Raw genomic sequence first — 12,464 nt, forward strand, 5'->3', positions numbered from 1 at the left:
CCAGATGGCCATGCCGCTTCGCCAGTCCATCAGGGTCGGGACCTATCTCTTTGAACAGAAGTTGCGCAAGCGTGAGAAGTTCCCGCTGATCGTCGAGCTGGAACCGCTCTTCGCCTGCAACCTGAAATGCGAGGGCTGCGGAAAGATCCAGCATCCGGCCGGGATCCTGAAGCAGCGCATGCCGGTGGCCCAGGCCGTCGGAGCGGTACTGGAATCCGGCGCGCCGATGGTCTCCATCGCGGGCGGCGAGCCCCTGATGCACCCTCAGATCGATGAGATCGTGCGGCAGTTGGTGGCCAAGAGGAAGTACGTCTTCCTGTGCACCAACGCGCTCCTGATGCGCAAGAAGCTGGAGAAGTTCACACCGTCGCCCTACTTCGCCTTCGCCGTGCACATCGACGGGCTGCGCGAACGGCACGACGAGTCGGTGGCGAAGGAGGGCGTGTTCGACGAGGCGGTGGAGGCGATCAAGGAGGCCAAGCGGCAGGGCTTCCGGGTCACCACCAACTCGACCTTCTTCAACACCGACACCCCGCAGACCATCATCGAGGTGCTCAACTTCCTCAACGACGACCTCAAGGTCGACGAGATGATGATCTCGCCCGCGTACGCCTACGAGAAGGCCCCCGACCAGGAGCACTTCCTGGGCGTCGAGCAGACCCGGGAGCTCTTCAAGAAGGCGTTCTCCGGCGGCAACCGGGCCCGCTGGCGGCTCAACCACTCGCCGCTCTTCCTGGACTTCCTGGAGGGCAAGGCCGACTTCCCGTGCACCGCGTGGGCGATCCCCAACTACTCGCTCTTCGGCTGGCAGCGACCCTGCTACCTGATGAGCGACGGGTACGTGCCGACGTACCGCGAGCTGGTCGAGGACACCGACTGGAGCAAGTACGGACGCGGCCGCGACGACCGGTGCGCCAACTGCATGGCGCACTGCGGCTACGAGCCGACCGCCGTGCTCGCGACCATGGGGTCGCTGAAGGAGTCGCTCCGGGCGGTCCGCGAGACCGTCCAGGGAAACCGCGGCTGAGGTGATGGGCCCCGGGGAGCCGGTCTCCCCGGGGCTTCCCGCGCCGCGAGCCCGGCCGCCTGCTGTGCGCCGCCCTTCGCGGCGTCCGGGTCGGGCCGGCGGTGGTCGGCGGGGCCGCGCCGGCGACGGTCGCGCGGGCCGCGGATCCCGGTGACCGGGCCCGCGGGGGATGGAGGTTCCGCCGCGGGTCGCGGTCAGGGGCTGTGGGGAGCGGGAGGCATCGCTCCGGGGCGGTCCCGGGTCGCCGCGCGCCGAGTGGGCCGGACCTGAGGTCGATCGTGATCTGAACAGCATCAGAAAGTGGGGGCCCGAACGTGACGATCTTGGAGAACATCCGGGGGCCGCAAGACCTGCAAGTGCTCGATCAGGCGGAACTCGGCGAACTCGCCCAGGAGATAAGGGAGTTCCTCATCCCCGCGGTGGCCCGCACCGGCGGCCATCTCGGGCCCAACCTGGGGGTGGTCGAGCTCTCCATCGCCCTGCACCGGGCCTTCGAGTCACCGGTCGACCGCATCCTGTGGGACACCGGGCACCAGAGCTACGTACACAAGCTGCTCACCGGACGGCAGGACTTCTCGAAGCTGCGCACCAAGGGCGGCCTGTCGGGCTATCCCTCGCGCGCCGAGTCCGAGCACGACGTCATCGAGAACAGCCACGCCTCCACCGTCCTCGGCTGGGCCGACGGCCTCGCCAAGGCCAACGAGGTGCTCGGCCGGGACGGCCATGTCGTCGCCGTCATCGGTGACGGCGCGCTCACCGGCGGCATGGCCTGGGAGGCCCTGAACAACATCGCCGCCGCGCGGGACCGCCCGCTGATCATCGTCGTCAACGACAACGAGCGCTCGTACGGCCCGACCATCGGCGGCCTCGCCGGCCATCTCGCCACCCTGCGCACCACCGACGGCTACGAGCGGGTCCTGGCCTGGGGCAAGGACGTGCTGCGGAACACGCCCGTCGTCGGGCAGCCGCTGTACGAGTCGCTGCACGGCGCGAAGAAGGGCTTCAAGGACGCGTTCGCCCCGCAGGGCATGTTCGAGGACCTGGGTCTGAAGTACGTCGGCCCGATCGACGGGCACGACACGGAGGCCGTCGAATCGGCGCTGCGGCGGGCAAAGCGCTTCCACGGACCGGTACTTGTGCACTGCCTCACCGAGAAGGGCCGCGGCTACCAGCCCGCCCTCGACGACGAGGCCGACCGCTTCCACACCGTCGGTGCGATGGACCCGCTCACGTGCGAGCCGCTGACGCCCCCCAACGGCCCTTCCTGGACCGCCGTGTTCGGCGAGGAGCTGGCCCAACTCGGCGCGGAGCGGCCCGACATCGTGGCCCTCACCGCCGCGATGCTGCACCCCACCGGCCTGACCAGGTTCGCCGAGCTCTTCCCCGAACGGGTGTGGGACGTCGGCATCGCCGAGCAGCACGCCGCGGTCTCCGCGGCCGGGCTCGCCACCGGCGGCCTTCACCCCGTCGTCGCGGTGTACGCCACCTTCCTCAACCGGGCCTTCGACCAGGTCCTGATGGACGTGGCCCTGCACCGGTGCGGGGTGACCTTCGTGCTCGACCGGGCCGGGGTGACCGGCGTCGACGGGCCCTCCCACAACGGCATGTGGGACCTCTCGATGCTCCAGGTCGTGCCCGGGCTCAGGATCGCCGCACCGCGTGACGCGAGCCGGCTGCGGGCGCAGCTGCGCGAGGCCGTGGACGTGGCCGACGCGCCGACGGTGGTGCGCTTCCCCAAGGAGTCCGTCGGGCCCGACATCCCGGCGCTCGCCCGGCTCGGCGGCATGGACGTGCTGCGCCGGGACGAGGACGCCGACGTGCTGCTCGTGGCGGTCGGGGTGCTCGCGTCCGTGTGCCTCCAGGCGGCCGAGCTGCTCGCCGGGCGCGGCATCACCTGCACGGTGGTCGACCCGCGCTGGGTCAAACCCGTCGACGAACAGCTCCCCCTGCTCGCCGCGCGCCACCGCCTGGTCGCGGTCGTGGAGGACAACGTCCGTACCGGTGGCGTCGGTTGGGCCGTCGGGCAGGCCTTGCGGGACGCCGGGGTGGATGTGCCGCTGCGCGGCTTCGGCATCCCCGAGCAGTTCCTCGCGCACGCCAAGCGCGGGGAGGTGCTGGCCGACATCGGGCTCACCCCGGTGGAGATCGCGGGACGGATCGGCGCCGCGCTGGCGGCCACGGAGGAAGCCGCCGCGGCGGCCGAGAAGGAGAACGACGCATGACCGACGGCGAGCCGAAGACCCTCGCGACACCGGGCACCGAGGTCCCCCAGGGCGGGAGCCTCGCGGTACCGGGCACCGACACCCCCCGGGGCAAGGGCTTCGACCTGGCGCGGCTCCTCGCCGAGCGCGGGGCCGAACGCTATGAACTGCACTCCAGATACCTCAACCACCAGCTCCCGCGCATGCTGCACACGATCGGCTTCGACAAGGTCTACGAGCGGGCCGAGGGCGCGTACTTCTGGGACGCCGAGGGCAACGACTACCTCGACATGCTCGCGGGCTTCGGGGTGATGGGCCTCGGCCGGCACCACCCCGTCGTCCGCAAGGCCCTGCACGACGTCCTGGACGCCTCGCTCGCGGACCTGACCCGCTTCGACTGCCAGCCGCTGCCCGGTCTGCTCGCCGAGAAGCTCCTCGCGCACAGCCCGCACCTGGACCGGGTGTTCTTCGGCAACAGCGGCACCGAGGCCGTGGAGACCGCTCTCAAGTTCGCCCGGTACGCCACCGGGAAGCCCAGGGTCCTGTACTGCTCGCACGCCTTCCACGGCCTGACGACCGGATCGCTCTCGGTCAACGGCGAGTCCGGGTTCCGCGACGGCTTCGCTCCGCTGCTGCCCGACACCGCCCTCCCGCTCGGTGATCTGGCCGCGCTGGAAAGGGAGTTGAAGCGCGGCGACGTCGCGGCCCTCATCGTCGAGCCGATCCAGGGCAAGGGCGTCCACGAGTCGCCGCCCGGCTATCTGCGCGCCGCACAGGAGCTCCTGCACCGGCACAAGGCGCTGCTCATCGCGGACGAGGTCCAGACCGGCCTCGGCCGCACCGGCGACTTCTACGCCTACCAGCACGACGAGGGCGTGGAGCCGGACCTGGTGTGCGTCGCGAAAGCGCTCTCGGGCGGCTATGTGCCGGTCGGCGCGACCCTCGGCAAGGAGTGGATCTTCAAGAAGGTCTACTCGTCGATGGACCGCGTCCTGGTGCACTCGGCGAGCTTCGGCTCCAACGCCCAGGCGATGGCGGCCGGGCTCGCGGTGCTCTCGGTGATGGAGGACGAGGGCGTCGTCGAGAACGCGCGCGTCACGGGCGACCTGCTGCGCACCCGGCTCGCCGCGCTGATCGACCGCTACGAGCTCCTCTCGGACGTACGCGGACGCGGACTCATGATCGGCATCGAGTTCGGCCGGCCGTCCTCGCTCAAGCTGCGCAGCCGCTGGACCATGCTCCAGGCCGCCCGCAAGGGGCTCTTCGCGCAGATGGTCGTCGTGCCGCTGCTCCAGAAGCACCGGATCCTCACCCAGGTCTCCGGCGACCACCTCGAAGTGATCAAGCTGATTCCGCCGCTGACCATCACGGAACGCGAGGTGGACCGCTTCGTGGCGGCCTTCACCGCCGTCATGGACGACGCGCACGGCGGTGGCGGGCTGATGTGGGACTTCGGCCGGACCCTGGTGAAGCAGGCGGTCGCCAACCGCTGAGCCGTCGGGGCGGTTTTGCCTCAGAGGCAAAAAGTTTGCCTCTGAGGCAACCAGCTGCCTGAATGGAGCGCATGAGCACTCCTGCCGACGACGACGTCGCGGCGCTTCCGGGCGTCGCGCCCCGGCTGCGCGAACTGCGCCGCCGCCGCGGTCTCACCCTGGAGGCCGCGGCCCAGCGGGCCGGCCTCTCGCCCGCACATCTCTCCCGGCTCGAGACGGGGGCCCGCCAGCCCTCGCTGCCGATGCTGCTCGGGCTCGCCCGCATCTACGGTACGACGGTCTCCGAGCTGCTCGGCGAGATGCCTCCCGAGCGCGAGCCCGTCATCCGGGCCGGCCGGGCCGCACCGCGCGAGGCCGACGGCTGGACCTACCACCAGACCGGCGCCTCCGGCCGCGCCATGCAGGCGCTGCGCGTCGAGGTCCCGTACGGCACCCAGCGCGAACTCGTGCGGGTCCATCCCGGCGAGGAGTGGCTCTACGTCCTGACCGGACGGCTCCGGCTCAGCCTGGGGGACGCCACCCATGAACTCGACCCCGGGGACAGCGCGCACTTCGACTCGCTGACCCCGCACCGGATCTCCGCCGCCTCGCGCGGGGGAGCCGAGTTCCTCTTCGTGCACACCCTGCTGCAGAGCCCCGATCCGCATCCGCACCACCCGCACAGCTGAGAGGACGGCACGCCATGGAGAACGGGACCGGGATGTCCGGGCACGAGGCCGCGCCCGCCGAGGCGCCGGCGCCGCGCAAGAGCATCGAGGAGACCGCGGAGACCAAGTTCCCCCGGGGCCTGGTCGTGCGGCTCTTCGCCTACCTCGTCGCGGGGCACATCTTCGCGGGGTTCCTCTACCTGCTCTTCGAGGTGGGCGGGAAGTAACCGCTCTCAGACCGAGGCGTCCAGGAGGCGTTCGCGCAGGCGCTCGCGGGTCTCGGGGGAGAGGCCGAGGCCCTCGGAGAAGTAGCGGTCGGTGGTGCCCCAGGTCTCCTCGATGGTGTCGAACGCCGCGTGCAGGTAGTCGGCGCGGGCGTCGAAGAGGGGGCTGAGCAGCTCCATCACCTCGGGGGACATCGCGTCCGCCGACGTGCTGGTGCGGCGCACCTTGTAGCGGCGGTGCGGGTCGTTGGACTTGAGGTAGTCCGCCTCGATGGCGTCCCGCTCGACGCCGACCGCGAGCAGCGCCACCGCGATGGACAGGCCCGCGCGGTCCTTGCCCGCGGCGCAGTGCATCAGGGCGGGCACGCTGTCCTCGGCGAGCGCGTGCAGCACCCGGCTGTGCTCGGCGGTGCGCTGGGTGATGATCTCGCGGTACGAGTGGATCATGCGGTCCGCGCCCTTGGTGCCCGCGAGCAGGGAGCGCAGTTCGTCGAGGTCGCCGTCGCGGACCATCTTCCAGAACTCGGCGCCGTCGGCCGGATCCGTCAGCGGGATGTTCACGTTGCGCACGCCCGGCAGCGCGATGTCGGGCCCTTCCAGCTTCTGGTCCCCGGCGTTGCGGAAGTCGAAGACGGTGTGCAGGCCCAGGGTGGCGAGGAAGGCCGCGTCCGCCTCGGTGGCGTGCGCGAGGTGCCCGCTGCGGAAGAGCCGCCCGCCGCGCACCCGCAGCCCGTCCACGGTCGGCAACCCGCCCACATCGCGGAAGTTGCGCACCCCCGAAAGCTCGGGCTCTGCCGCGGGGACCTGCGGAATCTGCTGGGTCACGGGGACTCCTGACGTCGATCCTGGGTGGCGCGTCCTGCGCGTCTGTCGACGATACGACATGCGTTCCTGGGGCAACCATCGCCCGTACACCCCGGTGCACAGCCGTTGCCGTGGAGGTGCCGCGACCCCGATCCTGTGCGTACGTGTGCGGATCTGGGGGGCGCGATGATCGAGACCGGTGACAGCGGACGTCTTTGGCTGCTTTCGGGGCGGGCGAGCAGTTATGCGCTGCACCTCACGGACCGCGATGAACTCCTGCACCTCCACTGGGGGCCGCGGGTCACCGTCGCCGACGCCGAAGCGCTGGCCCGCGAGCCGCTGCCGCCCCACTGGCCCTTCGAGTCCCGCATGGACGGACGCGAGGAGTACCCGGTCGAGGGCGGACCCCGTTTCGCGCGCCCCGCGCTCGTGGTGCGTACCGGACGGGCGCGCGGCACCGCCTGGGACTTCACGGGCGCGGACGTCACGGAGGACGAACTGCGGCTGGGCTTCACCGACCCCGTGAACGGGCTCGCGGTCACCCTGCACTACCGGATGCGCGACGACTTCGACGTCATCGAGCGCTGGATGGCCGCGAGTCACCGAGGAACGGCGGATCGCCAGGGAGCCACGGACCGCCAACGGGCGGACGGGGAAATGGAGTTGCTCCGCGCGGACGCCGCGACCTGGACGCTGCCCGAGCGTGACGGCTGGCGCCTGTCCCAGCTGCACGGCCGCTGGGCCGCCGAGTCCCGTCTCGTACGGGGCGGACTCACCCCCGGCGAGAAGGTGCTCGGCAGCCGGCGCGGCCACACCGGACACCAGCATCTGCCCTGGGTCGCGCTCGACGCCGACGCCGCCGCGACCGAGGAGAGCGGCGAGGTGTACGGGTGCGCGCTCGCCTGGTCGGGGTCCTGGCGCATCGCCGTACAGCATCTGCCGGACGGCCGGGTTCAGATCAACGGCGGTGCGGGGTACGACGATTCGGGTCTGGTGCTGCTCGCGCCCGGCGAGACGTACACCTCGCCGGTGTTCGCCGGACTGTGGAGCGCGGAGGGCTTCGGCGGGGCGAGCCGGCAGTGGCACGCCTGGCAGCTGGCCCAGGTGATCCCCCGGGCCGACCAGCAGCGACCGGTGCTCTACAACTCGTGGGAGGCCACCCTCTTCGACATCTCGGAGGAGCAGCAGCGCACCCTCGCCCACCGTGCGGCCGGGCTCGGCGTCGAGCTGTTCGTGATCGACGACGGCTGGTTCGGCGCCCGCACCCACGACGCGGCCGGGCTCGGCGACTGGACCCCCAACACCGCACGTTTTCCGCGTGGGTTGAAGCCATTGGCCGATGAAGTGCACGGCCTGGGCATGCGGTTCGGCATCTGGGTCGAGCCCGAGATGGTCAACCCGGACAGCGACCTCTACCGCGCCCATCCCGACTGGGTGCAGTTCCAACCCGGCCGCGACCGGACCGAGTTCCGCAACCAGCTCGTCCTGAACCTCGCCCGCCAGGACGTACAGGACCATCTGTGGGAACGGCTCGACGCGCTGCTCTCCAGCGTGCCCGTCGACTACGTCAAGTGGGACTTCAACCGCTGCTTCACGGATGCCGGCTGGCCGGGGGAGCCCTACCCGCAGCGGCTGTGGACCGCGCATGTGCACGCCTTCTACGCGCTGCTCGACCGGCTGCGCGCCGCCCACCCCCACGTCGCCTTCGAGTCCTGCTCGGGCGGTGGCGGCCGGATCGACCTCGGGGTGCTCTCGCGCACCGACCAGGTGTGGACCTCCGACAACACCGACCCGCTCGACCGGCTCGCCATCCAGCACGGCTTCAGCCAGCTGCACCCGGCCCGGGTCATGGCCGCCTGGGTGACCGACAGCCCCAACACCCAGCTCAACGGCCGGGTCAGCAGCCTGCGGTTCCGCTTCGTGAGCGCGATGGCCGGGGTGCTCGGCATCGGCGGCGACCTGGCCCGCTGGAGCCCGGCCGAACTCGCCGAGGCGCGGGACTGGGTCGCGCTGTACAAGGAGGTCAGGCCCGTCGTGCAGCTCGGCGCCCAGTACCGGCTGCGGGCACCCGAGGGCGGTCTGAGCGCGGTCCAGTACACCCGGGGCGCCGACACCGTGGTCCTCGCCTGGCTCCAGGCCCAGCACCACGGAGAGCCGCCGCCCGCCGTCCGGCTGCGCGGGCTCGACCCGGCCGCCTCCTACGTCTGCCGGGAGACCGGGACCGTGCACAGCGGTGCCGTGCTGCTCCACCGGGGACTGGTCACCGGTCTGCGCGGAGACCTGGACGCGGCGGTCTTCCGGCTGCGCGAGGCGTAGACCCAAATCCCCTTTGCCTTCGATTCGGGCTGCTCGCAAGGGGGTTACGCGTTCCGGCCTGACCTCTTCACCACACCATTACTCCGGACACACGCCTCCTCATAGTCGAGAGAAAGCCTTTGCCTTGGGGCTCCTGTCAACCAGTGGGGCCTGTAGGTACGTTCATGGCTGCCCCCACTTCACGTGGTGGCAATCTCCGAACGTCAATTTGTCATGCACTCGACGTTTCTTCGCGTCCGGTCCGTCCCAGGACCGGACGATCCCCCCATGGAGGAAGAACCGTGCAACACATACGAACCTCCAGGTTCGGACAACGAGCGGGCGGCGCCTCCGCGCTGCTCTCCCTTCTCGCGCTCGTCACGGGCGGCCTGCTCGCCGCGGCCCCGTCCGCCGCCGCCCAGCAGGCCGCCGACCCGGCGTCCAACGTGAAGCAGCTGTGCGCCAGTCAGGCGGCCGGCACCATGCACTGCCTCGCGCTGGAGCGCACGGACGTCAAGCAGCACAGAGGCATCACCGCCGACGCCGCCCCCTCCGGCTTCGGCCCCGCCGACCTGCGGAAGGCCTACAGCCTCCCGGCCGACGGCGGTTCGGGCCAGACCGTGTCGATCGTGGACGCGCAGGACGACCCGAACGCCGAGTCGGACCTGGCGACGTACCGCTCCCAGTACGGGCTGCCCGCGTGCACCACCGCGAACGGCTGCTTCAAGAAGGCCGATCAGAACGGCGGCACCAACTACCCGACGGCAGACGCGGGTTGGGCCGGAGAGATCTCCCTCGACGTCGACATGGTCAGCGCCGTCTGCCCGCAGTGCCACATCCTGCTCGTCGAGGCGAACTCGGCGAACATGGACGACCTCGGTGCCGCGGTGAACCGCGCGGTGACGATGGGCGCCAAGTACGTCTCCAACAGCTACGGCGGCAGCGAGGACGCCGCCGACACCACGGCCGACAGCCAGTACTTCAACCACCCGGGCGTCGCCATCACCGTCTCCTCCGGTGACAGCGGCTACGGCGTCGAGTACCCGGCGGCCTCCCAGTACGTCACGGCCGTCGGCGGCACCTCGCTGAAGCAGGACGGCAGCACGCGCGGCTGGTCCGAGTCGGTCTGGGGCTCCGGCTCCGGCGGCGAGGGCGCGGGCTCCGGCTGCTCGGCGTACGACCCCAAGCCGTCCTGGCAGAAGGACACCGGCTGCGCCAAGCGGGCCGTCGCGGACGTGTCCGCGGTCGCCGACCCGGCCACCGGCCTCGCGGTGTACGACAGTTACCAGGCGAACGGCTGGAACGTGTACGGCGGCACCAGCGCGTCCTCGCCGATCATCGCCGGCGTCTACGCCCTGGCCGGCGCCCCGGCCGGGGGCTCCACCCCGTCCTCCTTCCCCTACGCCCACACCGGCTCCCTGAACGACGTCACCTCCGGCGCCAACGGCAGCTGCGCCGACTACCTGTGCAAGGCGGGCGCGGGCTACGACGGCCCGACCGGTCTCGGCACCCCGAACGGCACGGCGGCCTTCACCGGCTGACCCCCCACCGAGGGGGCCGTCGCACCGCGGCGGCCCCCTTCGCCGTGTCCGGGCGGCGGGCTCAGGGCAGCCAGTGCACCGGTGACGCCCGCCGCACGTGGACGAGCACGTCGAAGGCCTCGGGGAGCGAGGCGACACCGATGTACCCGGTCGCGTCGTGGTCCGGGTCGTAGACGCCGCTGATGACCCGGGCCTTCGCCGGTCCCCGCCAGTGACGGCGTACGTCCTCGGCCCGCAGGTCCACCCAGTGGGCGGGCGCGTCCACCTCGCCGAGCCGCGCGTCGATCAGGTCGGCGCCCGGTTCCGGGACGACGACGGAGCCGAGGTCGCCGTGGTGGAAGCCGATGGCGACGGACACGTACCGGGCCCCGAGGCGCTCGCGCAGGACACTGCCGACGGTGGGCCCGGGACCGCGCTCCGGGGTCATGCCCAGGGTCGTCTCGGCCGCCGCGGTGTGGGCGATGCCGTCCCAATAGACCACGCGCAGACCGGTCCGGTGCCAGAAGTCCCCGATGGTGTCCGCCCACACGGCGGCCTCGCCCCCGTAGTCGCCCCGTCCGGCGACGCTGTGCTCGTGGAAGTCCACGATCAGCCGCATCCGCGCCAGGACGTCGTCGTGCTCGCCGATGCCGGGCAGCGAGCCGACCAGCGCGAGCGCGTCCCGGGCGTGCTCGGCGAAGGGGCGTCCCGGGTGCGTGCCCCGGGCTCGCCGCACGTGCTCGTCGATGTCGTGTGCGGTTCGGATGGGCTCCAAGTGGGCCGCCAGTGCGGCCAGTTGATCCGGATCCGCTGTGCGCACGTAGTCGAGGACGGCGTCGTAGTCCTCGGGCCGGGCCTGGGCGGGCTTGACGCCGAAGATCCGTACGGGATCGTCCGGGTGGTCCCGGTTGAACGCGCGGATCCACTCCAGGGCCGCGGCCGTCTCCTCGGTGCGCTGGGGCCGCCAGGCGTGGGCGAGCGCGTCGGCGGCCGTGCCCTCGCCGCCGCGCACGTAACGGTCGAGCTCGGCACCGACCCCCGCGCCGTCCTGCACGGCGAGGGCCCGGAAGCCGTGGTGCAGCACGAGCCGGCGTGTGAGCCGGTCCTGGGTGCCGGAGATCTCCTGGGAGAACCGGGCGGACCCGCCGATGCCGACGACGGTCGCCGTGTCGGCCACCTTCCGGGCGAGCTCGTCGAGTGCGGCGTCGGACAGGGGAACCCGGGCGAGCGCGGTGTCGTTGTTCATGCCGCCGAGCCTCCGACCTGAAGTCCGGTTGAGGTCAAGGGGCGGAGATCCTGGGCTGCGGGGGATGCCAACCGGGTTGCCGCCATGCGTAGTTGAGGGGGTGACGGAGGCCTATTCCCGGTCCCGGGAAACTGACCGGGTGGTCTATATCACCCCCCGTCAACCCCTCCCTACGGTGGCGTAGGTCACTTGCCGGGGTGGAGGATAGGCGCTCGTGGCAGACGATTCGAGATCATTCAGCAGCGGCACGTTCGGGTCGTACGCGGCGATCGGCGACAGCTTCACGGAGGGTGTCGGTGACCCCGGGCCCGACGGGACGTTCGTCGGCTGGGCCGACCGGTTCGCCGTGCTCCTCGCGGACCAGCGGCCGGAGGGGACCTTCCGCTATGCCAACCTCGCCGTCCGGGGCAAGCTCCTCGACCAGATCGTCGAGGACCAGGTGCCCAGGGCGAAGGAGCTCGCTCCCGACCTGGTGAGCTTCTGCGCGGGCGGCAACGACATCATCCGCCCGGGTACGGACCCGGACGAGGTGGCCGAGCGCTTCGAGCGCGCTCTCGCCGACCTGAAGCCGGCCGTCGGCACCGTCATGGTGACCACGGGCTTCGACACCCGAGGCGTCACGCTGCTCCGTCATCTGCGGGGCAAGATCGCGACGTACAACGGGCATGTCCGGGCCATCGCGGACCGCTACGACTGCCCGGTGCTCGACCTCTGGTCGCTCAAGTCCGTTCAGGACCGGCGGGCCTGGGACGGCGACCGCCTGCACCTGTCCGCCGAAGGGCACACCCGGGTCGCGCTGCGCGCCGCTCAGGTGCTCGGGCTAGACGTCCCGGCCGACCCGGACCAGCCGTGGCCCCCGCTACCGCCGCGCGGCACCCTGGAGGTGCGGCGCGACGACATCCACTGGGCGCGCGAGTACCTCGTGCCGTGGATCGGGCGACGGCTGCGCGGTGAGTCCTCGGGTGACGCGGTCTCGGCCAAGCGCCCGGATCTGCTGCCCCTTTGAC

10 protein-coding genes are annotated in these 12,464 nt (G+C 71.4%); 8 read left to right on the plus strand and 2 right to left on the minus strand.

All coding sequences use genetic code 11. From position 1 onward, the window contains the following. Positions 1-4: 4 nt before the first annotated feature. The 5 genes from hpnH to ACFYZA_RS22870 all read left to right on the plus strand — a co-directional run bounded on the left by hpnH (position 5) and on the right by ACFYZA_RS22870 (position 5,595). Complete coding sequence (gene hpnH, locus ACFYZA_RS22850; RefSeq protein ID WP_382585995.1) at positions 5-1,027, plus strand: adenosyl-hopene transferase HpnH; 1,023 nt, start codon at positions 5-7, stop codon at positions 1,025-1,027. A 314-nt stretch (positions 1,028-1,341) separates the two neighbouring features. Next, positions 1,342-3,249, plus strand: coding sequence for a 1-deoxy-D-xylulose-5-phosphate synthase (dxs, locus tag ACFYZA_RS22855; RefSeq protein ID WP_388492414.1), 1,908 nt, complete (start codon positions 1,342-1,344; stop codon positions 3,247-3,249). Then, a complete protein-coding gene (locus tag ACFYZA_RS22860; RefSeq protein ID WP_388492416.1) occupies positions 3,246-4,721 on the plus strand; it encodes an aspartate aminotransferase family protein in 1,476 nt (491 codons plus the stop codon). The genes dxs and ACFYZA_RS22860 overlap by 4 nt, the downstream gene beginning before the upstream one ends. A gap of 71 nt (positions 4,722-4,792) precedes the next feature. Continuing rightward, positions 4,793-5,389: a helix-turn-helix domain-containing protein gene (locus tag ACFYZA_RS22865; RefSeq protein ID WP_382586004.1), complete on the plus strand. Its 597-nt coding sequence runs from the start codon at positions 4,793-4,795 to the stop codon at positions 5,387-5,389. A gap of 32 nt (positions 5,390-5,421) precedes the next feature. Next, positions 5,422-5,595, plus strand: coding sequence for a DUF6126 family protein (locus ACFYZA_RS22870; protein WP_382586512.1), 174 nt, complete (start codon positions 5,422-5,424; stop codon positions 5,593-5,595). A gap of 6 nt (positions 5,596-5,601) precedes the next feature. Here the strand turns inward: ACFYZA_RS22870 and ACFYZA_RS22875 are convergent, their stop codons facing one another. Then, positions 5,602-6,417, minus strand: coding sequence for a tyrosine-protein phosphatase (locus ACFYZA_RS22875; protein WP_382586007.1), 816 nt, complete (start codon positions 6,415-6,417; stop codon positions 5,602-5,604). A 165-nt stretch (positions 6,418-6,582) separates the two neighbouring features. On the opposite strand from ACFYZA_RS22875, the gene ACFYZA_RS22880 reads away from it, so the two are divergent. Continuing rightward, a complete protein-coding gene (locus tag ACFYZA_RS22880; protein ID WP_388492418.1) occupies positions 6,583-8,712 on the plus strand; it encodes an alpha-galactosidase in 2,130 nt (709 codons plus the stop codon). 281 nt (positions 8,713-8,993) lie between these two features. After that, positions 8,994-10,232, plus strand: coding sequence for a peptidase S8 (locus tag ACFYZA_RS22885; RefSeq protein ID WP_388492420.1), 1,239 nt, complete (start codon positions 8,994-8,996; stop codon positions 10,230-10,232). Positions 10,233-10,293: 61 nt separating this feature from the next. Here ACFYZA_RS22885 and ACFYZA_RS22890 read toward each other — a convergent pair whose 3' ends face one another. Further along, entirely contained in the window at positions 10,294-11,457 is a 1,164-nt protein-coding gene (locus tag ACFYZA_RS22890; protein ID WP_388492421.1) for an erythromycin esterase family protein, read from the minus strand. Between the two features lie 214 nt (positions 11,458-11,671). On the opposite strand from ACFYZA_RS22890, the gene ACFYZA_RS22895 reads away from it, so the two are divergent. Then, positions 11,672-12,463: an SGNH/GDSL hydrolase family protein gene (locus ACFYZA_RS22895; protein WP_388492423.1), complete on the plus strand. Its 792-nt coding sequence runs from the start codon at positions 11,672-11,674 to the stop codon at positions 12,461-12,463. Position 12,464: the final 1 nt, after the last annotated feature.

Origin of the sequence: Streptomyces sp. NPDC001828 (assembly GCF_042892175.1) — a bacterium.
GTDB lineage: Bacteria > Actinomycetota > Actinomycetes > Streptomycetales > Streptomycetaceae > Streptomyces.

Coding starts and splice junctions, on each gene's coding strand:
- hpnH (WP_382585995.1), top strand. CDS start 5: ATGGCCATGCCGCTTCGCCAGTCCATCAGGGTCGGGACCTATCTCTTT.
- ACFYZA_RS22860 (WP_388492416.1), top strand. CDS start 3,246: ATGACCGACGGCGAGCCGAAGACCCTCGCGACACCGGGCACCGAGGTC.
- ACFYZA_RS22865 (WP_382586004.1), top strand. CDS start 4,793: ATGAGCACTCCTGCCGACGACGACGTCGCGGCGCTTCCGGGCGTCGCG.
- ACFYZA_RS22870 (WP_382586512.1), top strand. CDS start 5,422: ATGTCCGGGCACGAGGCCGCGCCCGCCGAGGCGCCGGCGCCGCGCAAG.
- ACFYZA_RS22880 (WP_388492418.1), top strand. CDS start 6,583: ATGATCGAGACCGGTGACAGCGGACGTCTTTGGCTGCTTTCGGGGCGG.
- ACFYZA_RS22890 (WP_388492421.1), bottom strand. CDS start 11,457: ATGAACAACGACACCGCGCTCGCCCGGGTTCCCCTGTCCGACGCCGCA.